The sequence below is a fragment of the Kribbella sp. NPDC026611 genome (assembly GCF_040638345.1).
Classification (GTDB): Bacteria; Actinomycetota; Actinomycetes; order Propionibacteriales; family Kribbellaceae; genus Kribbella.
This window is the reverse complement of record NZ_JBEZYC010000002.1, coordinates 252,147-275,879: the sequence shown is the minus strand read 5'-3', so window position 1 is coordinate 275,879 and position 23,733 is coordinate 252,147. Positions and strand designations below refer to the sequence as shown.

Here is a 23,733-nt window from a genome sequence, read left to right as displayed (position 1 = left end):
CCTTCAGGGGGTGCTTGCGGTCCACTGCCAGTTCCTGATCTCGGGCAGGTCCTCGCCGTGGGCCAGGATGTACGCGTGGTGCCGGGCGCGCTGGTCGACGAGCCACTGGCGTACGTCGGCCGCCCGCTGTCCGAGGCCCGGCACCCGGTCGATCACGTCCAGCGCGAGATGGAACCGGTCCAGGTCGTTGCGGACCACCATGTCGAACGGTGTCGTGGTGGTGCCTTCCTCCTTGTAGCCGCGGACGTGCAGGCCGTGGTGGTTCGTACGGCGGTAGGTGAGACGGTGGATCAGCCACGGGTAGCCGTGGTACGCGAAGATGACCGGCTTGTCGGTGGTGAACAGCGCGTCGAAGTCCGCGTCAGGCAGCCCGTGCGGGTGCTCGCCGGCCGGCTGCAGTCGCATCAGGTCGACGACGTTGACCACCCGGATCTTCAACGACGGCAGATGTTCGCGCAGCAGCTTGACCGCTGCCAGCGTCTCCAGGGTCGGTACGTCGCCCGCACAGGCCATGACCACGTCGGGCGACCCCTCGTCGTTGCTCGCGAACTCCCAGATGCCCAGACCGCGGGCGCAGTGCAGGGCCGCCGCCTCCGGTCCGAGCCAGTCGGCCTGCGGTTGCTTCCCGGCGACAATCACATTGATGTAGTCGTGGCTTCGCAGGCAGTGCTCGGCCGTCGACAGCAGGGTGTTGGTGTCCGGCGGCAGATACACCCGGATGACCTCCGCCTTCTTGTTCACCACGTGGTCGATGAAGCCGGGGTCCTGGTGCGAGAAGCCGTTGTGGTCCTGCCGCCAGACGTGTGAGGTGAGCAGGTAGTTGAGCGACGGGATCGGCCGCCGCCACGGCAGCGCCCGGGTGACCTTGAGCCACTTGGCGTGCTGGTTGACCATCGAGTCGACGATGTGCGCGAAGGCTTCGTAGCAGGAGAACCAGCCGTGCCGGCCGGTCAGCAGGTACCCCTCGAGCCACCCCTGGCAGGTGTGCTCGCTGAGGATCTCCATCACCCGGCCGTCGACGGTCAGGTGCTCGTCGGTCGGCAGCACCTCGGCGTTCCAGGCCTTCCCGGTGACCTCGAAGAGCGCACCGAGCCGGTTGGACGCGGTCTCGTCCGGTCCGAAGACACGGAAGTTGCGGCGCGCCAGGTTCGCCCGCATCACGTCCCGCAGGTAGCTGCCCAGCACCCGCGTCGGCTCGTGCGTGGTCACTCCGGGTTGCTCGAGTGGTACGGCGTACTGTGCCAGCTCCGGCAACTCGAGATCCTGGCTCAGCAGGCCACCGTTGCTGTGCGGGCTCGAGCCCATCCGGCGATCCGCCGCCGGCACCTGGGCGAGCAGCCGCTCCACCGGCCGTCCCTCCGCGTCGAACAACTCGTCGGGCCGGTAGCTGCGCAGCCAGTCCTCGAGCAGCCGGAGGTGCTCGGGCGAGGTCCTGACCTCCGCCACCGGTACCTGGTGCGCGCGCCAGGTTCCTTCGACCGGTACGCCGTCGACCTCGCGGGGACCGGTCCAGCCTTTCGGCGTCCGGAGTACGATCACCGGCCAGCGTCGGCGCGGTGTGCCGGCGGTGGACCGCGCCTCGGTCTGGATCTGCGCGATGTCGTCGAGGGCCTGGTCGAGGGTGAGCGCCAGCGCCTGGTGTACGTGCTCGGGTTCGTTGCCTTCGACAAGGTACGGCGTGTAGCCGTAGCCCTCGAGCAACCGGGTCAGCTCGTCGTCGCCGATCCGGGCCAGGACGGCGGGGTTGGCGATCTTGTACCCGTTCAGGTGCAGGATCGGCAGCACCGCGCCGTCGGTCCGCGGATCGAGGAACTTGTTCGAGTGCCAGGACGCCGCGAGCGGCCCGGTCTCCGCCTCACCGTCCCCGATCACGCAGGCGACGACGAGGTCCGGGTTGTCGAGTACGGCGCCGTACGCGTGGCTGAGCGAGTACCCGAGCTCGCCACCCTCGTGGATCGATCCGGGCAGCTCGGGCGCGACGTGGCTCGGGATACCGCCAGGAAAGGAGAACTGCCGGAACAGCCGCGCCATCCCGGTCGCATCCCGGGAGACGTCGGGGTACGTGGAGCTGTAGCTGCCTTCGAGCCAGGTGTTCGCCGCGATCGCCGGGCCGCCGTGGCCCGGGCCGATCACGTACATCATGCTCAGGTCGCGCTGCCGGATCACCCGGTTGAGGTGGGTGTAGAGCAGGTTGAGTCCCGGCGTCGTACCCCAGTGCCCGAGCAGCCTCGGCTTGATGTGCTCGGCGCGCAGCGGCTCGGTCAGCAGCGGGTTGGCGAGCAGGTAGATCTGGCCCGCGGACAGATAGTTCGCGGCCCGCCAGTACGCGTCGAGATCGGCGATCTCGGCGTCGGTGAGCGGCTTTCCGGTGAGCTCATGCATAGTGTCTCCTCAGCTGGGCCGTGGACAGGTCGACGACCTCGTCGACGGCGTCCAGGTCGCGGTGGCGGTGGGTGATGAGGAGCGTGGTCCGCCCCTCGGTGGCGTTGGTGATGTCCTGGATCAAGGCGTCGGCGGTCGGTTCGTCGAGGTGGGCGGCGGGTTCGTCGAGGACGAGTACGACGGGGTTCGCCAGCAGCGCGCGAGCGAGCGCGAGCCTCTGACGTTCCCCACCGGAGAGGCGGTCGCCGCGCTCTCCGACCGTGGTGGCGAGCCCGGCCGGCTGTCGCCGTACCCACTCGCCGAGGCGGACGCGGTCGAGGACGTCGAGCAGCTCGGCGTCGGTCGCGTCCGGTTTGCCGATCCGCAGGTTGTCCCGGACGGTGGCGTCGAACACGTGGTCGTCCTGACCGCACAGCACGACGTGCCGGCGGTACGACGCCTCATCGAGCGAGCTCAGGGCCGCGCCGGCCAAGGTGACCGTGCCGGCTTCCGGGGCCAGGAACCCCATCAGTACGGCGGCGACCGTGCTCTTCCCGGACCCGCTCGGACCGATCAGCCCGACCCGGCGCGCCGGTCGGAGGTCGAGGCTGACGTTCACCAGCACCGGATCCGGTGCACCGGGCCAGCGCGCGTCGACCGCACGCAGCGAGAGCGTGCCCGGCTCCGCCGGTTTGGTGCCCCAGGCAACCGATGGCGCGGGGAGGTCGGCCAAGGCCCGGAGCCGGTCCGCGGCCTGGTGGCCACGGACGAGGTACCGGGCGGCGCCGGGCAGCGGGGTGACGAGCTCGAAGACCGCGAGCGGCGTCAGTACGAGAACCGCGAGTACGACACCGGCCACGCGGCCGTCACGGACCGCGGGTACGCCGACCAGCATCTCGCCGACCACAGTGAGCGCGAGGGTGCCGTTGACAATGGCCGCACCGACACCGGCGCCTGCGGCAGACCGCCTGAGCAGGCCGGTGAGCCTCGAGTCCTCTCGCCGGACCTGCGTCAACGACTGCGCGGTCGCGTCGTACGCCGTGAGGTCGGGAAGACCGGTGAGAAGTTGGTGCACCTCGGTGCCGAGGGCAGAGCGGGTCGGCGCGAACCGCCGCTCGGATCGCGCGGACAGCAGCAGCGAGGCTGTGGGACCGCCGATGCTCGCCGCGGCGAGTCCGAGCAGCAGAACGGCCCCGGCCGACGGAAGGATCGTAGTGAACAGTGCAACGGCAGCCGCGCCGGTCACGACGCTGACGGCAATCGGCAGCGCACCACGGACGAGCAGGTCCTGAACAGCGTCCACGTCGCTGGTCACCCGGGCGAGCAGGTCACCGGCGCGGGTTCCGCCGAGGCCTGCCGGAGCTGCCCGGTCCAGATCGATCCACGCGTGCACCCGGGTCCGGCCGAGGACCCGGAACGCCGCATCGTGGCCGACGAGGCGTTCGGCGTACCGCAGGACGCCGCGCCCGATGCCGAAGGCACGGACGGCGACGATCGCGACGGTCAGGTACAGCACCGGCGGATGTTGCGCGGCGCGGGAGATGAGCCACGCGGAGGTGGCCATCAGCCCGATCGAGCAGCTCATCGCCAGCACACCGAGAAGCGTCGCGGCGGCAAGGCGTTTCAGCTCCGGCCGGATCAGACCGGTCAGCCAGCCGACGGTGGTCATGCGGGCACCGTCGTACGGTCGAGCCGGATCACGTGGTCGCACAGCTCGAGCAGTGCCGGCCGGTGGGTGACCAGGACGACGGTTCGGCCGGCGAAGACGGACGGCAGCGTCTCCAGCAGCGCCTGTTCGGTGTCGGGGTCTACGCTCTCGGTCGGCTCGTCGAGAAGGAGAAGACGAGCGTCGCGGAGGATGACCCGGGCGAGCGCGATCCGCCGGCGCTGGCCGACTGACACGCCCTGCCCGCGCTCGCCCAGTTCGAGGTCCAGCGGTACGTCGACGCGCGCCGACCGGGCGGCACGCCGTACCGCCAGGTCGTCCACGGTCGGCCGGCCCAGCCGGATGTTGTCGGCCACCGTGCCTGCGAAGAGCACCGGGTCCTGTGGCAGCCAGGCGATGTCCCGCCGCCAGCGGGCCAGGTCGGCGCCGGCCAGGTCGATGCCGCCGGCAAGCACCTTGCCCTGGTCGGGAGTGACGATGCCGAGCAGGAGGCCCAGCAGGGTGGACTTCCCGCCGCCGCTGGGACCGACGACGCCCGTCACCTCGCCGGCCGGGATTTCGAGTGTGAGGTTGCGGAGCGTGGGTTCGTCCGTGTCCCTGCCGTGCACAGTGACGTGGTCGACCACAAGCATGCCTGCGGGATCGGCGGTAGTGAGCCTCGTGGTCTGACGGCGGTCCGCTGGTGCGTGCTGGTCGATCACCTCGAAGAGCTGATCGGCCGCGGCCAGGCCCTCCGCGCTGGCGTGGTAGTGCGCTCCCAGTAGGCGCAGCGGCAGATACGCCTCGGGCGCGAGGATCAGCACCAGGAGCGCGGTCCGCAGATCGAGACGGCCCTCGACGAGCCGGAGGCCGACCGAGACCGCGACAAGCGCCACGGACAGCGTCGCGACGAGTTCGAGGACGAGGGACGACAGGAACGCGATCCGCAGTGTGGCGAGCGTCGTACGGCGCTGGCGGTCGGCGAGCCGGCGGATCGTCTCGACCTGGGCGCGGGAACGGCCGAAGACCTTGAGCGTGCCGAGACCGCCGAGCACGTCGAGGAAGTGGTGGGCCAGGTGCTGCAGCGTCGCCCACTGCCGGGCCGTCGCGGCCTTGGTGGTGAGCCCGACCAGCACCATGAAGATCGGGATCAGCGGCAGCGTCACGACCACGATCACCGCGCTCAGCCAGTCGGCCGTCGCCATCCGCGCCGCGACGACGAGTGGTACGACGCCGACGAGCACGAGCTGGGGCAGGTACCGAGAGAAGTAGTCGTCGAGGGCGTCGATCCCGCGGGTGGCGAGCGTGGTCAGCTCGCCGCTGCGCTCGCCGGTCAGCCAGCGCGGGCCGAGGGCAACGATCTGCTCGAGGAACCGCATTCGGAGCTCGGACTTCACCGTGGCCGAGCAGCGCTGGGCCACGAGCTCCGCGACCCAGGTCAGGGCTGCCCGGCCGAGCAGGGCGGCCGCGAGAGCGCTGACCGGTCCGCGCAGCCGGTGAAGGTCCAGTCCGCCGAGGAATGCGTCGGCGATGATGTCTGCGAGCAGCCAGGCCTGGAGCAGGATGAGAACCGCTTGCGCCGTACCGATCACAGCCGACAGCACCAGGAAGACCCTGGTGCCGCGAGTGTGCTGGAGCAGCCGGCGGTCGACCGCCGGCATCAGGCCGCCGCCTCGACCTGTGGGATGTCGTCTCGGGTGAGGCGTTGCCGGAAGACCCAGTAGGTGTAGCTCTGGTAGAGAAGCACGATCGGCGTGCAGATGACCGCGACCCAGGTCATGATCTTGAGCGTGTACGGCGTCGACGCCGCGTTCGTGGTGGTCAGGCTGAAGGCCGGGTCGGTGGTTGACGGCAGCACGTCGGGGTAGAGCGTGACGAACAGCGTCGCCGCGGCGAGGCCGATGGTGGCCGCCGTACCGAGGAAGGCGAGACCGTCCCGGCCGGCGCGGGAGGCGCCGACACCACCGAGCAGTGCGGCTGCGGCCAGCAGGGCAAGCGTCCAGGTGATCCACGAGCCGTCGTACGACTGGGTCCAGAGCAGGAAGGCCGCCGCCAGGGGAACGGTGACCGCGCTCAGCGGCAGCACCAGCGACCGAGCCCGGTCGCGGACCGGTCCGTGGGTCTTGAGCGCGAGGAAGATCGCTCCGTGCAACGCGAACAGGGTCAGGGTGGTCAGCCCGCCGAGCAGCGCGTAGGGGTGGAGCAGGGTGAAGAAGGTGCCGGTGAAGTCGTGGTTCGCGTTCAGCGGTACGCCGCGGACGATGTCGGACAGCGCCACACCCCACAGCAGGGCGGGTACGGCGCTGCCGATGACGATCGTGAGGTCCCAGCGTCGGTGCCACGCCGCGTCCTGCAGTTTGTTGCGGTACTCGAGTGCGAGGCCGCGGACGATCAGCGCGACCAGGATGATCAGCAGCGCGAGGTAGAAGCCGGAGAACAGGGTGGCGTACCAGAACGGGAACGCGGCGAACGTGGCGCCGCCGGCGACCAGCAGCCAGACCTCGTTGCCGTCCCAGACCGGTCCGATGGTCCGGAGCGTGACCTGACGGTCGACCGCGTCTTTGGCGACCACGGGGAGCAGCATGCCGACGCCGAAGTCGAAGCCTTCCAGGACGAGGTAGCCGGTCCACAGGACCGCGATGAGCAGGAACCAGAGGTCGGTGAGATGCATGGTGGTCTCCTCAGACTCCTCAGTCTCTTCAGTACAGGAAGGCGGGCTCGGGAGCGTCCGCTTCCGCCGAGGGTTCGGCCGGTACGGTCCGGGCGAACCGGAGCAGCAGGGCGACCTCGATCACCGCGAGGACGCCGTACAGGAGGGTGAAGGTGATCATCGAGGTGAGCACCGAGCCGGCGCCGACGGTGGGGGAGACGCCGTCGCGGGTCTGCATCAGGCCGAACACGATCCACGGTTGCCGGCCGAGCTCGGTGAAGATCCACCCGAAGCTGTTCGCGACCAGCGGCAGCACCGGCAGTGCGATCGCGGCGCGCACGAACCAGCGTGACGGCGTACCGCGTTCGCGGCGGCGCAGGTACCAGAGGGTGATCAGCGCCATCAGCGCGGAGAGCGCGCCGAACAGGATCATCAGCCGGAAGGTCCAGTAGGTGACGGGGATGTTCGGCTTGTAGCTGCCCGGCCCGAAGCGCTGCTCGTAGGCCTGCTGCAGGTTGTTGATGCCCTGGACCTTGCCGTTCCAGGTTCCGGTGGCCAGGAAGGACAGCCCGTGCGGGATGGTCAGTGACCAGACCTCGCGCTGCCCGTCGAGCGATCCGACGGTGAGCAGTGAGAAGCCGGCCGGCTGGGAGGTGTCGTAGAGCGCCTCGGCCGCGGCCATCTTCATCGGCTGGGTCTCGGTCATGATCTTGCCCTGGATGTCACCGGTTACGAGCACCAGGACGGACGCGACCAGGACGGTGATCGCTCCGAGTTTGGCCGTCGGGCGGAACAACGCGGTTCGTGCAGCGTCGCGGCGGAGCAGGTGCCACAGCGAGATGCCCAGCATGAAGGCTCCGCCGGTGAGGAAGGCGGCGGAGATCGTGTGCGGGAACGTCGCCAGCGCGACCTTGTTGGTGAGCACGGCGCCGAAGTCCTTGAGTTCGGCGCGGCCGGTGGCCCGGTTGTAGGTGTAGCCAACGGGCCACTGCATCCAGGAGTTCGCGGCGAGGATGAAGTACGCCGACAACTGGGTGCCGATGGCAACGAGCCAGATCGAGGCCAGGTGCACCTTCTTCGGCAGCCGGTCCCAGCCGAAGATCCAGAGCCCGAGGAACGTTGACTCCAGGAAGAAGGCGAGCAGGCCCTCGATCGCCAGCGGCGCGCCGAAGATGTCGCCGACGAACTTCGAGTAGGCGCTCCAGTTCATCCCGAACTGGAACTCCTGGACGATGCCGGTGACCACACCGATCGCGAAGTTGATCAGGAACAGCTTGCCCCAGAACTGGGTGAGCTGCCGGTACTTGACCTTCCCGGTCCGGTACCAGGCGGTGTGCAGGCCGGCGACCAGTGCGGAGAGGCCGATGGTGATCGGCACGAACAAGAAGTGGTAGACGGTAGTGATTCCGAACTGCCACCGTGCCAGGTCGATCGCATCCATGTCCTCAGCGTCCCGGTCGTCGCCCGGGCCGGCCTAGGGGCGAAGGTCCCGGGCCCCGGGACCAACGGCTCTGGCCCGGCGGGCCGCTTCGCGGTGGGCTGGCGGGAGACGAGAGGACGGCGATCGAGCAGCCGGCCGCGGGATGGGACGTTCTGACCAACTCGGTCATGCGACGTCGGCTGGGTTCTGCTCGAAGCGGAGGGCGACGCGGGCGAGCGCTCGTAGGGCCGCGACCGTCTCGGCGACCTCTCGGTGTGAGTCGGCGGGGTGGACGGTTCGGTACAGGTCGTCGCGGAGGTCCTGCAGGCGGTCGACGAGGTGCTCGATCTCGTCGGACAGGATCGTGTCGTGCGGGTGCTCAGCAGTGAGCTCCGGCAGGATGCGTCCGCGGAACGCGGAGAGCGTGTGCAGAGCTTCGGCCAGGCGGCGATCCTCCAGCACCCACTCGTCGGACGAGCTGGTCGCGGCGATCGTCTCGAGGTCGGCCTCCCAGCGGTCGATCTGTTCGCGCAGGGTGGTCATGGTTGCTCCTTGGAAAGGAAGTCGGCGACCGCCCGGCGGGCGGTGCGCGCCGTCGAGTGGCTGTGGCCGAAACGGATGATCATGTGGGCATGACCGGGCTGGTGGGTGAGGCCCTGCACCGTGCGGCGCAGGTCGTCGAACTCCAGCGGCTGGTTCAGGAAGGACGCGCTGACACCCGCGCGGGTCGCGGTGAGCAGCACACGCTCGAGCGCGGATCCGGCCGCGACCTGGTCGGCAGGCTCGTCGTACGCGGTCGACAGAACGGCGATGTCCGGTCGGCTCTCGAAGGTGCCTTGGGCGCGGATCCGATCGGCCGGCCGAGTGGCCATGTCGCGAACGGCTGCCGGGTAACCCGCCGGTCGCGGCCCGAGGGCCGAGCTGGGGATGCCGTCGGCTGTTCGTTCGCCGCCGACCCAGTGCGCGCGTTCGGCGCGACGGTGCCAGTCGCCGATCTCGCGCAGGTCGGTATCGAGGACCAGGTCGAGCACGGCGTGTACCTCGGTCTCGCCGAGCCAGATGAGCTCCGCACCTTCGACGTACGCCGCCTGCAGCAACGCGACCCGAAGACTCTCGGGCAACGCGGCATCGCTGGGGTGCCGGTCGGTGTGGCGGTGCGGGATCTGCTGAGCGAGGTCGCGGAGCTCATCGTTGCGGGTCGCGGTCGGCTCGAGCACGATCCGGGCCAGCAGGTCCGGTTCCTCCGGGTACGGCGCCAGCCCGAACCAGGCGCCGTACCCGAGGCTCTCGGCCGCGCAACGGAGGTTGAACGCGGCGGCACCGGCGGCGATCCGCATCGCGCGGCCGGTCGGGTCCTCGGCGGGGAGGGTGCGCGATCCGTCCAGGTAGACGTCGATCACGTGCCCGTCGATCTCGAACCGCCAAGGCTGGGTGTTGTGCATGCTCGGTGCGGCGACGGCCGCGGCCAGCATGGTCTCGACATCGTCGGACGGCAGTTGCTCGGACACTGGACGCTCCTCCCACTGGTTCTCCTACCTCAGCCTCGCCGCCGGGAGGGGAGCGGCGCTGCGGGCAAGAGTCCCGAGTCGGAGGGCCTTAGGCCATGTCTGGCAATTCCTCGCCTACTGCGCTGAACTCGGCACGGCATCTCGCCGCACTGGTGCAAAGGGCACGATGCTCCGCATCGAACCCTTCGCCCCAGCACGCCGAGCTACCGCACCGAGCACATGCTCGTTACGGCGCGGAATTGCCAGACATGACCTAGTCAGTCGGCGCGCTGAGCTCCACCACGGTGCCGTGCGGCTCGTTACTGGTGATCCGGACTGTGCCGCCGAGCGTCTGCGCCCGCTCGGTGAGGTTTCGCAGCCCGCTGCGGCGAGTGCCGGCGCCGATGCCGATGCCGTCGTCGGTGATCCGGGTGATGACCTGGCCGGCCTCGACGGTCACCTCCACGGTCGCGTGCGCCGCCTGCGCGTGCCGGACGACGTTGGACAGCGATTCCCGAACGGCGGCGAGGATCTGCGGCCGGACGGACGCCGGTACGACGGTGTCGATCGGACCCGTGCAGATCAGCTGCGGGCGGAAGCCGAGCGGCTCGGCGTACTCCGCGACGAGTGCCTGGAGGTCACCGCGCAGGGAGCTCGCGTTGGGCGCCTGCTGGAGCTCGAAGATCGCGGCGCGCAGGTCGCGGATCGTGGTGTCGATGTCCTCGACCGCCCGGCTGAGACGTTCCTGGTGCTCGGGCCGGGCGAGGCGGTGCATCCCTTGAAGTTGCAGGCCGGTGGCGAACAGCCGCTGGATGACGAGGTCGTGCAGGTCGCGGGCGATTCGGTCGCGGTCCTCCAGGACGGCGAGCATGTCACGGTCGTGCTGCGCCTGGGCTCGTTCCAGCGCGAGGGTGACTTGGCCGGCGAAGAGCCGGACCAGCTCGGCGCCTTCGGTGACCGGCGCGGTCGACCCCTGCTCCGAAGCGACGACCAGCAGGCCGCTCGTGCCCGTGCGGCCTGGTGGCAGCGGGGCGATCGTGGTCCGGCCGAGCGTGGCGCCTTCCGGAAACTCGGTCAACGCACCGGTGTCCTTGAGCAGCTGCGCCGCGTCCTCGATGATCACGACCTGGTTGTCCGCGGCCGTGACCCGGCCCAGGACGGGCAGGCCGGCGGGGATACGGCGACCGAGGTACCGGCCGAAGCCGGCGGGTCCCTCGATCCCACGGACGACCAGTTCGTCGCCGTCGGTGACCAGCACGCCGGCGACCTGGGCCCCGGAGATCTCGCAGGACCGCTGGGCAATCAGCTGCAGCGCCTGGTCCGGGTCGAACTCGCCAAGCATCAGCTGGGTGATCTCGGCGTTCGTCTCGTGCCAGCGCCGGCGTTGCTCGGTGTCGGCGTACAACCTCGCGTTGTCGATCACCACGCCTGCCGCGGCGGCGAGCGCGGAGACCGTGCTCACGTCGTCCTCGGTGAAGTCGGCGCCGCCGGTCTTCTCGGTCAGGTACAGGTTGCCGTAGGCGTGCTCGCGGGTCCGGATCGGGACCCCGAGGAAACTTTTCATCGGCGGGTGGTTCGGTGGGAAGCCGTACGACCTGGGGTGCTCGGCGAGGTCATGCAGGCGGATCGGTTCCGGGTGCTCGATCAGCAGACCGAGGATGCCGTGGCCCTCCGGGTACGGTCCGATCGCGGCGATCTCGTCGTCGCTGACGCCGTGGGTGATGAAGCGCACCAGGCGTTTGCCGTCGGGGCCGACGACACCGAGCGCGCCGTACCGGGCGCCGGCGAGCTCGCAGGCGGCGGTGACGATCCGGTCGAGCGTGCTGTTCAGGTCCAGGTCGGCGCCGATGCCGACGACCGCGTCGAGCAGGGCCCGCAGCCGCTCCTGGGACTCCATGATCTCGTCGACCCGGCCGAGCAGCTCCTGCAGGAGCGCATCGAGCCGCACCCGGGACAACCCGGGAAACTCCAGCGCCCCCTCGTCCCAGGCACCTCGCCCCGTGCGCGAGTCCTCAGTCACGGGCTCAGGCTACGAGACGTGACCGGCGGTGGGAAGGAGCGCTAGCCCGACCGTGGCCGCTGACCCCAGGGCACGAGGCGTCGGCCATGCACGGACTCGATCCCCAGGCGGACCAGCTGCGGATCGTCCATCGGCAACCACGAGTGCAGCGGCACGGTACGGCGCAACGTCGCCACCTCGTCCGGCGTGACGACGGACAGATGCCCGATCGCCGTCACCGTCCACCCGACGTGGTACTCCAACTGCACCTCGTCGGCCTCGAAAGCGACCACGTCGCCGCGCTCGGCCGCGCGCAGCTTGTCGCCCTGCCCGGTGCTGAACACGATCGTGTCGCCGTCGACGACGAAGTTCACCAGCCGTACCGCGGGAAGACCGCCGTACGTGTAAACCAGTCGCCCGATCGGAACCGACGCGAGCAGGCCCAGGCAGTCGGCCAGACCGAGCACCTGCAGCCGGGAATGATCAAAGCGGAGTAGCGCGGTCATGGGAACCTCCCTGTGAGGATCCACGATGCCTCTCGGCCGCCGCCCGCCGTAGGGCCGAAAGTCCCCACCTGACCAAAACCCGCTGGCGGGTTTATCGGTACACGACTGGCGTCAGAATTGCGGAGACCGGCAACCTGGAGAAGAGGACAGAGCGATGCTCGATCCCGTCGTCGACAAAGGTCAGCTGACCGAGACTGACCGCTTCATCTTCGAGTCGTGGGGCTACTTCCTGATTCCCGGCGTCTTGACCAAGGACGAGGCCGCGGAGGCGTACGAGGTCTCGCGGCGGCTGCACGAGAACCGCGACCGCGAGTTCGGGCAGATCGGCCGCAGCTACGAGAGCGAGCCGGTTCTCGAGCGGCTGATCGATCATCCTGATGTGCTGCCGAAGGTGCAGGGTCTGCTCGGCGACCGGTTCGTGCTGCAAGCCGGCTGGAACACCATGCAGCCGGCGCACGCGGGGAACGGCGGCTGGCACCAGGACGGATCGTCCGCCTTCGATTTCAAGGACCTGGGTTACCCGGTACCGCTGCTGCAGCTCCGGGTGTCGTACCTGCTCACCGACCAGACCGTGCCCGGGATGGGCAACCTGGAGCTGATCCCCGGCAGCCACCGCTCGCGGGTAGCCCTGCCTGACTCGATCCGGCAGAGCAAAGGCGACATCGCGATCGGCCATGTCGTCTGCGCCGAGGCCGGCGCCGCCCTGGTGTTCCACAACGGCGTCTGGCACCGAACCTTCCGCCACGACGGCGACTACGACCGCTTCACCACGCACTACGTCTACAGCCCGCCGTGGGTCCGCCCGGCCGACCGTTTCGGCAACGATCCCGAGTTCCTCGAGCGCACCACACCCCTGAGGCGCGCCCTGCTCGGCGAGTTCACCAGGCCGGACGCGCCGTTCGGCGCCAACTACGACCCGCTACCGATCTGACGCACTCACCACCAGTAGGCGGGCTGGGTCGTGTAGGGCTCTTCCAACGAGTGGATCTCCTCGGCCGTCAGCTCGAGGTCCAACGCCGCGGCAGCGTCGGTGAGGTGGTGTGGTTTGGTCGCCCCAACGATCGGAGCGGAGACGATCGGCTTGGACAGGAGCCAGGCCAGCGCGACCTGAGCCATGGGTACGCCGCGTTCCTCCGCCACTCGTTGTACGGAGTCCACGACCGGCCGGTCGACGTCGAGGTCGAACGTCTTGGCGACGTGGTCGCTGTCGCCGCGCTCGGTGTGCCGGCCCCAGGGGCGCGTCAGTCTGCCCTTGCCCAACGGTGAGTACGGTACGCAGCCGACGCCCAGGTCGGCGCACATCGGCAGCATCTCGCGCTCCTCCTCGCGTTTGAGCAGGTTGTACTGGTTCTGCATGGACACGAACCGGGTCCAGCCGCCGAGGTCTGCCGCGTGCTGCAGTTTGGCGAATTGCCAGGCCCACATCGACGACGCTCCGATATAGCGGACCTTGCCCGCCTTGATCACGTCGTACAGCGCTTCCATCGTCTCTTCGACCGGTACGTCGGGATCGAAGCGATGGATCTGGTAGAGGTCGATGTAGTCGGTGCCCAGGCGGGTCAGGGACGCGTCCAGCTGTTCGAGGATGGCCTTGCGGGACAGGCCGGATCCGCCCGGACCGTCGTGCATCTTGCCGTAGACCTTCGTGGCCAGGACGATGTCCTCCCGCCGCGCGTACTTCGTGATCGCGCGGCCGACGTACTGCTCCGAGCTTCCAGCGCCGTACCCGTTGGCGGTGTCCCAGAAGGTGATGCCGAGCTCGACGGCCTGCCGGAAGAACGGTTGCGCGGCCTCCTCGTCGAGGGTCCACCGGTGGAAACCGGGATCGCCGAAGCTCATGCACCCCAGCGCGATCCGGCTGACCTTCAGACCGGAGTCGCCAAGTCGTTGCTGGTCCATCGTCGCCCTCCAGTCGGTGTTGCGTGGGTCCGCAGTCAGCGCGGATTGTCCAGGCGGTCGTGGTACGTCGGCGCGGTCGATTCCGCTTGATCCGTTGCGGCCCAGCTGGCCAGCAGCGCGAGCCGTTCTTGGCTTGGTGAGCCGGGTTCGGCGGTGTAGATGAGGAAGGACAGACCGGGTTCGGCGGTGAGTTCCAGCCCCTCGTAGGTGAGGGTCAGGTCGCCGACGACGTGGTGGTGGAAGTTCTTCGTGCCGCTGCCGTGGCGGCGTACGTTGTGGGCGCCCCAGCGGGTACGGAAGTCATCGCTTCGGGTGGACAGCTCTCCGATCAGGTCGTGCAGCTGCTTGTCCTGCGGGTCGCGCCCGGCCTCGGTGCGCAGGATCGCGACGCTGACGTCGGCGGCGGCGTCCCAGTCGGGGTAGAAGGTGCGGGATCGGTCGTCGAGGAAGTTGAACCGGGCGAGGTTGCCCCGGCCGGGTCCGTCGAAGACGTGGTCGTAGAACGCGCGGCCGAGGCTGTTGGAGGCGAGGATGTCCATCCGGCCGTTGCGGACGAACGCCGGTCCCGCGGTGATGGCGTCCAGGGCGAGTTGGAGGCCGGGCCGCGCGACCCACTGCTTGGGTTTGCGTCGCGGCACCGGCGGAGTCGATCCGTTCGCGACTCTCGCCAGGTCGAACAGGTACTCACGCTCGGCGTCGTCGAGCTGCAGAGCCCGGGCGACCGCGTGCAGGACGCCGTCGGACACGCCGCCGAGGTCCCCACGCTCGAGCCGCGAGTAGTACTCGATGCTGACGTCGGCGAGCATCGCAACCTCCGTACGCCGCAGTCCCGGCACCCGCCGGTTACTGCCGGGCGCGAGTCCTACGTCGTCGGGAGTGAGCCGAGCGCGCCGCGAAGTCAGGAACTCGCGCACCTCCTGCCGGTTCGTGCCTCGCCCATCCGTATCCACAAACAAGACGCTACGACGTCACACGACCACTGGGGATGCCCTACCAGTACACCTCTCCGCAGTGGTGACTTCCAACCGCCGGCTGCTTCCGGCGGCCGACTTCACGCAGGTGCCGGGCGCGGGCCACTTCATCGCTCTGGAGCTACTGGCCGACCTGCTGAGGGAGTAGTGCTAGGTCTACCGCAGGAGTCCAATCAGCGCGCTGTCGGAGGTTGTCGGTGGTCGCCTAGCTTGGGCGCATGACAGTGACGCTGCTCCGGGCGATGACCGGGCGACGGTTCCTGGTCTCGGTGTGGCCGTGGCGTGGGTTTGCCTACTCCGCCACGACGGGGGTTGCCTGTAGCCTGCTATGGCTCCTGCTGGCGGTGCCGCTGACGCCGGTGTTCGCGGCCGTGGTCGTGCTCAGCTCCGGGCGTACGGATGGCTATCTGATCGCGGCGGCCGGCCTCGGGCTTCTCGGGATGGGCCTGCTCGCGTTGCTCGGCCCACGGCTGGCGCTTGCGATGGCCCGCATCGAACGGTGGCGACTGCGGCTGCTCGGAGATGCGCCGCTGCGCTCCGGGCGTCAAACCGACCGCTACACCGACCCGGCCACCTGGCGAGCGGTGGCCTACGCGGTCCTGCTCGGCGTCGTCGGCCCGATCTGGCTCGGGGTACTCGGAGCCATCGGGCTGATCGTCGTCTCGACACCGATCGCGGTGCATCACCGGATCTCGGTCATGGACTCACCGGCCGGCATCGCCGAGCGGGCCGGTGACGGACTGCTGCTGATCCCGGTCCTGCTCTACCTGACCGCCCTGTTCAGCGGCGCGCATGCTGCACTGGCCCGGATGCTGCTGTGCCCGGACCCGTCCGAGGAACTGGTCGAGGTCGGCCGCTCCCGGACCCGGCTGGCCCACGCGTTCGACGCCGAACTCGTACGTATAGAGCGCGACCTGCACGACATCGCTCAGCAGCGCTTGGTCGCCCTGACCATGCAGATCGGGATGGCTCAGCTCGATCTGCCACCGTCCTCGCCGGCTGCTGCCGCGATGTCGGCCGCGCACGACCAGGCCAAAACGCTGATGGCCGAGCTGCGCGATCTGATCCGCGGCATCAGCCCACGCACACTGCGGGACCTGGGCCTGCGGGCAGCGGTCGAGGAGCTGGCCGCCGCGAGTTCCCTCGACGTACGCGTCGACGTGACCTCGGCGCGGTTCCCGGCGAACGTCGAGACGGTCGCCTACGCAACCGTCTCCGAGGCTCTGGCCAACGCGGTGAAACACGCTGCCGCCCCCGGGATCACCATCACCGCCTGGCGCGAGGCTGATCGATTGATCGTCGAGGTCCGCGACGATGGTGGTGGCGGCGCCGACCCCGATCGCGGCTCCGGACTGACCGGGCTCGCTGATCGGGCCGCCGCGGCCGGCGGCCGGTTGCTGATCTCGAGCCCGGTCGGTGGTCCGACGATCCTGCGGGTGGAGCTGCCGTGCGTGTCGTGATTGCCGAGGACTCGGTCCTGCTTCGCGAGGGGTTGAGCGCGATGCTGGCCCGGTTCGGGATCGAGGTCGTCGCTGCGGTCGGTAATGCACCCGCATTGCTCGCTGCCGTCTCCGAGCACCACCCGGCACTCGTCATCACCGACGTCCGGATGCCACCGGACTACACCGACGAAGGGCTGCGGGCCGCCGTCTCATTACGTACCGAGGATCCCGAGCTCGCAGTAGTTGCCCTCAGCCAGTACGTGCAGCACAGCTACGCCGGCGAACTGCTCGCATCGGGTTCCGGTCGGTCCATAGGCTACCTGCTCAAGGACCGCATCGGCGACGTGGCCGAGTTCGCCGGGCAGCTCCGCCGGGTGGCCGAGGGCGGCACGGTGGTCGATCCCGAGGTCGTACGGCAGCTGATGCAACGCCGCCGCGACCCGCTCAAGCAGCTCTCGGCCCGCGAACGCGAGGTCCTCGCCCTGGTGGCGCAGGGCCACTCGAACGCGTCGGCCGCCCGGAGCCTGTCCCTGACCGAGGCCGGTATCGCCAAGCACATCGGCAACGTCCTCACCAAGCTGAACCTGCCGGTCAGCGACGACACCAACCGGCGGGTCCTCGCCGTGCTCGCGTACCTGCGCAGCCGATCCGACTAGGAGTCCCCTGTGATCACCACCATCGCCCGGCGGCGTGACGCCGGGCTCCTCACCATGGCTGGTTTCCTGGCCATCGCGTTCTTCCTCGTCCCGCCGCTGCTGGGCTCCGGACGACCTGATGACTTCCCACGCGCCTTCCTCGCCTACTGGTCCTCAGGCGGTGGCGCGGACTTCCCTCCCGACCTTCAGCACCTCGTCGACCACCAGTTCCGCTACCACCTGGTGCGCGTGGTGATCGCTGTGCCGCTGCTCGCGGTCCTTGTGGCGCTGGCCGTCCGGCTCCGGAGGTTCCGGCTGCCGATCGGGGTGCTCGCGCTCGTGGCGGCGGTGCTGCTGATCGAAAATGTTCAAGGGATCGTGTCACCCTTCGGCACGCTGCTGCCGAACCTGGCGTCCAGCCGCGCAAACGATCTGGCCGCCGTACTGGCCCAGGTCCGCGAGCAGGTCGTGAACGGCCCGAGGTCGCCTGCGCTCGAGGTGATGCTCGGCGAGTACGTGCGGTGGCACGTGGTGAAGGCCGTGCTGTCCGGGCTGCTCGCCGCCGTACTCATCGTCCTGTCGGTCGTGGCGTGGCGCCGGCGTCGGTTGTTCGGCCTGCTCATGGCGGTGCCGGCCGTGGCCGTGCTGGTTGTCGTGGTAGCCAACGTGACCACCGTGGCCAATCCAGACCCGGGCTTCCTGCTGCTCCTCAAGGGCAGTTGGTGAGATTCGTTAACGGACCATGGCCAGCACATCGCGGACCAGCCGCGGGGCGCGGTCAGGATCGACCGGCAGCGCGAAGATGACGTTGTAGTAGAGCGGCGCGACGACGTGGTCGAGGATCTGCTGGACCGTCGGTGTCCTCTCTCCGCGGTCGCCGGCGCGCCGTACCATCTCCGCCGCCTGCTCGCGCCGCCTCTCCGTGACCGGGCAGCTCTCGACGAGCTCGACCCGTGCCGACACCATCGCGCGCAGGTAGCGGGCTCGCTCGGGACGGCTGATGTCGCGGGCGATGATATTTGCCCATTCGATCAGGTCTTGTTCGAGTGATCCGGTGTCGGGGACCGTCTCGCCGTCGCGTGTCAGGGCGGCGACCGCGACCTCCTCGAGCAGCGCGTGCACGTCGGGCCAACGCCGGTACAGCGTCGTCGGGTTGACCCCGGCTCGCTCGGCGATCACCGGAAAGCTGAGCTTGTCGGCACCCTCGCCGACGAGCTCGCCGACCGAGGTGTAGATCGCGGTCAGGACCCGGCTGCTGCGCCCCCCGGGACGGGCTGATCGATCGGCCACGAGACGATCGTACGCAAAGAAATTTGCTTTTGCCACGATGACCCGTACTGTCGTTAGAGCAAAGATCATTGCTTTAGGGATGGAGGTCCCCGTGTTCAGTCGACCAGTCTCGTTCTTCGTTGCCGGGGCCGCCGGCGCCGCGACGCTGACGGCCGCCTCTGCACCGTCGCCGCTCTATCCCGTCTACCAACGCCTCTGGGGGTTCTCCGCGTTCACGCTGACGGTCGTCTTTGCCGTCTACGTCTTCGCGTTGCTGGCAGCGTTGCTGACCGTGGGCTCGCTGTCCGATCGGGTGGGCCGTCGGCCGGTCGCCTCCGCAGCCTTGGTGCTGCTTGCGGTGGGAATGCTCCTGTTCGCGATCGCCGGAGGTACCGGTGGCCTGATCGTGGCGCGGATCGTGCAGGGCTTCGCCGTCGGCGCTGCCACCGGCACGACGACGGCCATGATCATGGATTCCGCGCCGAACCCACGGGTCGGCTCGATCGTCAGCAGCGCGGCCCCCGCAGTGGGCATCACGATCGGGGCGGTGCTTGCCGGTGCCCTGGTGGAGTTCGCGCCGCTTCCTCGCCAGCTCGTGTACTGGATCCTCGCGGTCGTCTTTCTGGTGCTCGCCGCGCTCGTCTGGTGGATCCCCGAACGCGCTCGCCCCGAGCCGGCGTCGCGGGATTCGCTCCGGCAGTCGCTCCGGCAGTCGCTTTGGCGGTCGCTCCGGCCGAGCGCCGGACTGCCGCCGGTCACGCGGCCGATCTTCCTCGCACTGCTTCCGTCGATGGCCGCGGTCTGGGCGCTCGCCGGGCTCTATCTGTCGCTCGGGTCGTCGGTACTCGGCAGCGTCCTCGAGGTGCACAGCCATTTCGTCGTGGGCATCGTGCTCGGCGTGTTCTTCACAGCCGGGATCGCAGGCACCATCGTCTCGACAGTCGCACCGCCCCGGTGGGGCGAGTGGTTCGGGTACGGAACACTCGCGCTCGGCGTCCTCGCCACGATCACGGCGATGCTGCTGAGCTCGTTGCCGCTCTACGTGGCCGGATCGCTGGTCGCGGGGCTCGGCTTCGGCGCCGCGTTTCGGCACGCCGTCAACGCGCTCGGCGAGGCGGCGCCGGCCGTCCAGCGCGGGGAAGTGTTCGCGACCATGTACATCGTCAGCTATCTCGCTTTCAGTGTCCCGGCGCTCGCTGCCGGGCTCGCTGTCGTACGGTTCGGGCTCAAGCCGACAGCCGTTGCGTACGGGGCGTTGGAGGTGGCGCTCGTTCTGATCGCGGCGGTCGCAGGGGTCGTCCGGGCGCGCCGACAGGTCAATGAGAACGCGCTCCGGCTGACGAGGCAGTCTGTTGCCGAAGGAGAGTCGCCATGTCAGACCGACTGATCGCCGTACCGGATGCGGAACTGGACGAGCTGCGGCGCAGGATTCGTGCCACCAGGTGGCCGCGGCCCTGGCCGATGACGGGCTGGGGAGCCGGAACGGAGCCGGGAGAGCTGCGCAGGCTGGCAGAGCGTTGGTCGGACGGGTTCGATTGGCGTGCACAAGAGCGATCGATCAACGCCCTGCCTTCGTACCGGGCGACGGTCGACGGCTTGTCGATCCACTATCTGCGTTTCGACGGTGAGACGGCCGACGCGATGCCGATTGTGCTCACCCATGGGTGGCCGAGCACCTTCCTCGAAGAGGTCGAGCTCGCCAAGCGGCTGGCGCGCCCGAGTGAGTACGGCGAGGCCGGCGCGCGCTCGTTCACCGTCGTCGTACCGTCCTTGCCAGGCTTTCCCTTCACACCGGAGCAGGCGACCCTGCCCGGTGTCCCGACCCATGAGCTCTGGCACGGGCTGATGACCGGTCTCGGCTTCACCAGGTACCTCGCGCACGGCGGCGATCTTGGCGCCGGTATCAGCGCACGGCTCGGACAGGCGCACCCAGAGGCCGTCGCGGGCATTCACGTGCTGGCCGTCGCTGATCCTGACGATCAATCGAAACCAAACGAGCAAGAGTTGGCATATGTCGCTCAAAGCGAACAGTGGTACGCCGAGGAAGGCGGGTACGAGCACCTGCAGCGCACCCGGCCGCTCACGCCCGCCTACGCACTCAACGACTCGCCCGTGGGACTGCTCGCGTGGCTGCTGGAGAAGTACCGAGCCTGGACCGATCACGGCGACCAGCTCTCCGGTCTCGAAGACGACCTGATCCTCACCCAGGCGAGCCTCTACTGGTTCACCGGAGCGATCGCGGCGAGCTTTCGGCCGTACTGGGAGCACAAGCACTACCCGCCCGGCGCCGTCGAGGTTTCGGTCCCGACCGGTCTCGCTGTATTCCCGGCCGACCTCCTCCAACCGCCGCGGAAATGGGCCGAACGCAACTACAACGTCGTGCACTACACCCAGATGCCCCGCGGCGGCCATTTCGCCGCCACCGAACAACCAGCCCTCCTGGCCGCCGACATCCGCTCTTTCGCCAAACTGTGCGGGCTGTGACCTGTACGCGTGTGCTATGTCCTGGGACGGTGGACAGGAGTGCGGGTGCTGCGGGGGAGGCGCCTGCGGGGGAGTCTGCACGACTGACGAGGGGGAACACATTCATGAAGCTGCGACATCGAACGACCATGGCCTGTGGAGCTGCTCTGCTGGCGATGACGGCTGCGGTCCCGGCGGCGGCCGCACCGATCGAGCGAGGGCATTTCGAGGACGCCGGGACCGGCGTGATCGAGGACTTCTGCGGCAGTGGGAACGACGTGAGCTTCGACTTCACGAACTGGGGATCGTTCCAGTACCGCCTGAACCCGAGAACCGGCCTGCCCTACTACCGGGAGAACGCCCATCTCACCAACACCCTCACGAACCTGTCCAACGGCAAGCTCGTGACCCACGTGCTCGACCTGGTGCACAAGGACACCCAGGTGGTCGACAACAGGGACGGCACGCTGACGATCAGGATCCGGGAGACGGCCGGCGACAGGTGGTTCGACGCCGGCGGCAAGCTGGTCCTGCAGGACAGCGGGGGTGTGTGGTTCGACATCCTCGTGGACAACGGCGGTACGCCGGGTGACCCGTCCGACGACGAGTTCATCGACTCGTTGGGAGACGTCAAGGTCGTCGGTCAGGAAGGCAACGCGACCGACGAGAACTTCTGCGCCAAGATCCTCGCCATCATCGGCTGATCGTTTCTCCCGGCCGGAGACGGGTAATGGGCCTATCTTGGAGCCTTTACGGAGGTCTGAGAACAGGAGCCGCCCTTGACGGACGGAGGGGAGATGACGGACACGGACCTGCCGGAGGTCGTTGCCGAGCGGATCGGTCGTACGGCGATGGCGCAGGGGGTTCAGGTCGCGGTTGCCGAGTCGGTGACGAGCGGCGCGATCGCCTGTCGGCTCGGTGCCGCGGCAGATTCGAGTGCCTGGTTCGCCGGCGGGGTTGTCGCGTACGCGGCTGAGACCAAGTTTCGTGTGCTGAAGGTCGATCCCGGGCCGGTGGCAAACGCGCGCTGCGCCGTACAGATGGCCAGAGGCTGCGCCGAACTGCTCGGCGCGGACATCGCAGTCGCGGTGACAGGAGTCGGCGGACCGGATCCGGAGGAAGGCCATCCGCCCGGGACCGTCTACGTGGCGCTGAGCTCATCGGCAGGCGAGGTCGTCGACCAGCATAAGTTCGACGGTGACCCCTCCGAGATCGTTGCCCAGGCCACGTTGACGGCGTTGCAAGCCCTTCTCAGTTCCCTCAACAAGGAATGAGGTCAGGAATCTATCGAGGTCCAGAACGCGCACTGGTGTTCCCGGGCGAGGTCGGCCGACGCGATTCTTGACGGGGCGAGTGACTGGACGTGGTCCTTGTACTGGAACGGCTCCCACCGCGGCTGTCCCGGACCGTTCGGGCTTCCGGTGCGTGCGAACTGCGTCCAGTAGCTCATCATCGTCGCGGAGAGTTGTTTCTGCGCGGGTGTGCTCGGCCCCGGGAGTTGCTCGTCGGTGAAGAGGTACTGCAGTTCGGCGCCGTGGAACGCGCCGGTCGGGAAGTTGGGTTTCGGGAGCGTGCTGAACCACGGAGCCGTCTCGTCCGCGAACTCGTACGCATACAGCGGCGTGTGCCTGGCGAGTGCGCGGTCTCGATCGAGGACCGGGCAGCCCCACGCCCAGTCGCTGACGACGGTCGACAGTGCCTCGCCGGCCGAATGGAACTGTTCGACCGGATAGCGGGCCAGAATTCGTTCGGCGTCCGATCGGTCGAACAACGTGTGGATTTCTTCGCGGTAGCCGGCCGGCGTCGTCACCTGACCGGTTGCTGTTTCGATCGCCGCGGTGAACAGCCGGTGCTCGTCCCGCGTGGTCCCCTGGATGATCGGTACGCGATTGAAGCGGCCCGTTGCGAACGAACGATCCGGACTGACAGGCAGTACGCCGCCACCAACGGTGGGTCCTGATCCGACCCCGTCGTCAGACCACTTGGCGAGCTGGTCCGTAGGTATGTCCCGCAGGCAGGCCGCAGCGGTGCGCGGGTTGGAGCAGCCGAGCTTGGCCGCGACCTCGAGACCGTGCTGCTCGCGCTCGGACCGTGGCAGCGGGAACCAGGTCGGCGGTCCGGGCGACCACCGCCGCCCGGTGCATTCGGCGCTCTGCAGGATCGCCTTCTGGAACAGGCCCGCCGATCCGGGCGCGACCAGCTGGGAACAGACGCTGGTTCCTCCCGCGGACTCACCGAAGATCGTGACGTTGCCCGGATCGCCGCCGAACGCTGCCGCATTCCGCTGGACCCACCGCAACGCAGCCTGCTGATCTTCGAGGCCGAAGTTCCCCGAGAGTTGCCGAGCTGCGCCGTGGTCCAGCGCCGGATGGGCGAGGAAGCCGAAGATGCCCAGCCGGTAGTTCGGGCTGACCACGACGACCTGGCCGCTGTTCGCCAACTGCTGCGCGTCGTACAGGCTGCCGGCTCCGTTGAGGAAGCCGTTGCCATGGATCCACACCATGACCGGCAGCTTGTGTACGCCCCGGTCGCGTGGCGTGGTGACGTTGAGGTAGAGACAGTCCTCGGTACTGCTGGCCTCGTCGATCAGCCCTCCGGCCTGGGCACAACGATTCCCTGGCTTAGTGGCGTCCCGGATGCCGTGCCATGACGCGGGCCGTTGCGGTGATGCCCAGCGGAGCGCGCCGACGGGCGGTGCGGCGTACGGGATTCCTTGGAAGAGCCGGGCGTCCGCGGTGAGCGTGCCGCGTACTGCGCCGGCGTCGGTCGAGACGACGGTCTCCGCGGGAGTCTCCGACGTACCGCGGTCGCTCGTCGTGGCTTCGGCAGCTCCTCCACAGGCCGCCGCTGACGCCGAGAGCAACCCCGCGGTCAGCAGTACTCCGATCCGCCGAGAAAGGCCGAACCGCCGGCCCGGTCTGTGGTGGTGATCCTGCTGTCGCATAGGGCGCTCGCATCCTCAGTTGTATTCGTGTGTGGGTCTCAC

The 23,733-nt window shown here is 68.8% G+C and carries 21 protein-coding genes; 8 read left to right on the top strand and 13 right to left on the bottom strand.

Annotated features, from left to right (window positions below):
- Positions 1 to 3: 3 nt before the first annotated feature.
- From AB0E69_RS07445 to AB0E69_RS07405, 9 genes are all read right to left on the bottom strand, one after another.
- Positions 4 to 2,382: a phosphoketolase family protein gene (locus AB0E69_RS07445; RefSeq protein ID WP_360141161.1), complete on the bottom strand. Its 2,379-nt coding sequence runs from the start codon at positions 2,380 to 2,382 to the stop codon at positions 4 to 6.
- Positions 2,375 to 4,030: a thiol reductant ABC exporter subunit CydC gene (gene cydC / locus AB0E69_RS07440; RefSeq protein ID WP_360141158.1), complete on the bottom strand. Its 1,656-nt coding sequence runs from the start codon at positions 4,028 to 4,030 to the stop codon at positions 2,375 to 2,377. The genes AB0E69_RS07445 and cydC overlap by 8 nt, the downstream gene beginning before the upstream one ends.
- Positions 4,027 to 5,667 carry a thiol reductant ABC exporter subunit CydD gene (gene cydD, locus AB0E69_RS07435; protein ID WP_360141155.1) on the bottom strand — a complete coding sequence of 547 codons (1,641 nt, stop codon included), beginning with the start codon at positions 5,665 to 5,667 and terminating at the stop codon, positions 4,027 to 4,029. The genes cydC and cydD overlap by 4 nt, the downstream gene beginning before the upstream one ends.
- The gene (gene cydB, locus AB0E69_RS07430) at positions 5,667 to 6,677 is read right to left on the bottom strand and encodes a cytochrome d ubiquinol oxidase subunit II (protein ID WP_360141152.1); all 1,011 of its coding nucleotides are present in this window, start codon (positions 6,675 to 6,677) and stop codon (positions 5,667 to 5,669) included. The genes cydD and cydB overlap by 1 nt, the downstream gene beginning before the upstream one ends.
- Positions 6,678 to 6,705: 28 nt before the next feature.
- Positions 6,706 to 8,097: a cytochrome ubiquinol oxidase subunit I gene (locus AB0E69_RS07425; RefSeq protein ID WP_360141149.1), complete on the bottom strand. Its 1,392-nt coding sequence runs from the start codon at positions 8,095 to 8,097 to the stop codon at positions 6,706 to 6,708.
- 165 nt (positions 8,098 to 8,262) lie between these two features.
- Positions 8,263 to 8,619, bottom strand: coding sequence for a hypothetical protein (locus AB0E69_RS07420; RefSeq protein ID WP_360141146.1), 357 nt, complete (start codon positions 8,617 to 8,619; stop codon positions 8,263 to 8,265).
- The gene (locus AB0E69_RS07415) at positions 8,616 to 9,584 is read right to left on the bottom strand and encodes a hypothetical protein (RefSeq protein WP_360141143.1); all 969 of its coding nucleotides are present in this window, start codon (positions 9,582 to 9,584) and stop codon (positions 8,616 to 8,618) included. Before AB0E69_RS07415 ends, AB0E69_RS07420 begins: the two co-directional genes overlap by 4 nt.
- A gap of 253 nt (positions 9,585 to 9,837) precedes the next feature.
- Positions 9,838 to 11,583: a GAF domain-containing sensor histidine kinase gene (locus tag AB0E69_RS07410; protein WP_360141140.1), complete on the bottom strand. Its 1,746-nt coding sequence runs from the start codon at positions 11,581 to 11,583 to the stop codon at positions 9,838 to 9,840.
- A gap of 41 nt (positions 11,584 to 11,624) precedes the next feature.
- The gene (locus tag AB0E69_RS07405) at positions 11,625 to 12,068 is read right to left on the bottom strand and encodes a pyridoxamine 5'-phosphate oxidase family protein (RefSeq protein ID WP_360141138.1); all 444 of its coding nucleotides are present in this window, start codon (positions 12,066 to 12,068) and stop codon (positions 11,625 to 11,627) included.
- 154 nt (positions 12,069 to 12,222) lie between these two features.
- Between AB0E69_RS07405 and AB0E69_RS07400 the strand changes: the two genes are divergently transcribed.
- Positions 12,223 to 12,999 (top strand): phytanoyl-CoA dioxygenase family protein, encoded by a 777-nt coding sequence (locus AB0E69_RS07400; RefSeq protein ID WP_360141135.1) that lies wholly within the window; start codon positions 12,223 to 12,225, stop codon positions 12,997 to 12,999.
- 5 nt (positions 13,000 to 13,004) lie between these two features.
- Here AB0E69_RS07400 and AB0E69_RS07395 read toward each other — a convergent pair whose 3' ends face one another.
- Both AB0E69_RS07395 and AB0E69_RS07390 read right to left on the bottom strand, forming a co-directional pair.
- Positions 13,005 to 13,967, bottom strand: a complete 963-nt coding sequence (locus AB0E69_RS07395; protein ID WP_360141132.1) for an aldo/keto reductase — start codon at positions 13,965 to 13,967, stop codon at positions 13,005 to 13,007.
- Positions 13,968 to 14,002: 35 nt separating this feature from the next.
- Positions 14,003 to 14,917 (bottom strand): helix-turn-helix transcriptional regulator, encoded by a 915-nt coding sequence (locus AB0E69_RS07390; protein WP_360141129.1) that lies wholly within the window; start codon positions 14,915 to 14,917, stop codon positions 14,003 to 14,005.
- 239 nt (positions 14,918 to 15,156) lie between these two features.
- Between AB0E69_RS07390 and AB0E69_RS07385 the strand changes: the two genes are divergently transcribed.
- From AB0E69_RS07385 to AB0E69_RS07375, 3 genes are read left to right on the top strand one after another with little or no spacing between them, the layout of a single operon-like run.
- Entirely contained in the window at positions 15,157 to 16,398 is a 1,242-nt protein-coding gene (locus tag AB0E69_RS07385) for a histidine kinase (RefSeq protein ID WP_360141126.1), read from the top strand.
- A complete protein-coding gene (locus tag AB0E69_RS07380; RefSeq protein ID WP_360141124.1) occupies positions 16,386 to 17,036 on the top strand; it encodes a response regulator transcription factor in 651 nt (216 codons plus the stop codon). The genes AB0E69_RS07385 and AB0E69_RS07380 overlap by 13 nt, the downstream gene beginning before the upstream one ends.
- A gap of 9 nt (positions 17,037 to 17,045) precedes the next feature.
- Positions 17,046 to 17,741: a hypothetical protein gene (locus tag AB0E69_RS07375; RefSeq protein ID WP_360141122.1), complete on the top strand. Its 696-nt coding sequence runs from the start codon at positions 17,046 to 17,048 to the stop codon at positions 17,739 to 17,741.
- 6 nt (positions 17,742 to 17,747) lie between these two features.
- On the opposite strand, the gene AB0E69_RS07370 is transcribed toward AB0E69_RS07375, so the two are convergent.
- Positions 17,748 to 18,305: a TetR/AcrR family transcriptional regulator gene (locus AB0E69_RS07370; RefSeq protein ID WP_360141120.1), complete on the bottom strand. Its 558-nt coding sequence runs from the start codon at positions 18,303 to 18,305 to the stop codon at positions 17,748 to 17,750.
- Between the two features lie 91 nt (positions 18,306 to 18,396).
- On the opposite strand from AB0E69_RS07370, the gene AB0E69_RS07365 reads away from it, so the two are divergent.
- The 4 genes from AB0E69_RS07365 (at position 18,397) to AB0E69_RS07350 (ending at position 22,021) form a co-directional block, all read left to right on the top strand.
- Positions 18,397 to 19,671 carry an MFS transporter gene (locus AB0E69_RS07365; protein WP_360141117.1) on the top strand — a complete coding sequence of 425 codons (1,275 nt, stop codon included), beginning with the start codon at positions 18,397 to 18,399 and terminating at the stop codon, positions 19,669 to 19,671.
- Complete coding sequence (locus AB0E69_RS07360; protein ID WP_360141114.1) at positions 19,656 to 20,768, top strand: epoxide hydrolase family protein; 1,113 nt, start codon at positions 19,656 to 19,658, stop codon at positions 20,766 to 20,768. The genes AB0E69_RS07365 and AB0E69_RS07360 overlap by 16 nt, the downstream gene beginning before the upstream one ends.
- A gap of 104 nt (positions 20,769 to 20,872) precedes the next feature.
- Positions 20,873 to 21,451 carry a hypothetical protein gene (locus tag AB0E69_RS07355; protein ID WP_360141111.1) on the top strand — a complete coding sequence of 193 codons (579 nt, stop codon included), beginning with the start codon at positions 20,873 to 20,875 and terminating at the stop codon, positions 21,449 to 21,451.
- Positions 21,452 to 21,544: 93 nt separating this feature from the next.
- Positions 21,545 to 22,021, top strand: a complete 477-nt coding sequence (locus AB0E69_RS07350) for a CinA family protein (RefSeq protein WP_360141108.1) — start codon at positions 21,545 to 21,547, stop codon at positions 22,019 to 22,021.
- 2 nt (positions 22,022 to 22,023) lie between these two features.
- On the opposite strand, the gene AB0E69_RS07345 is transcribed toward AB0E69_RS07350, so the two are convergent.
- Positions 22,024 to 23,691, bottom strand: coding sequence for a carboxylesterase family protein (locus tag AB0E69_RS07345; protein ID WP_360141105.1), 1,668 nt, complete (start codon positions 23,689 to 23,691; stop codon positions 22,024 to 22,026).
- Between the last annotated feature and the right edge of the window lie 42 nt (positions 23,692 to 23,733).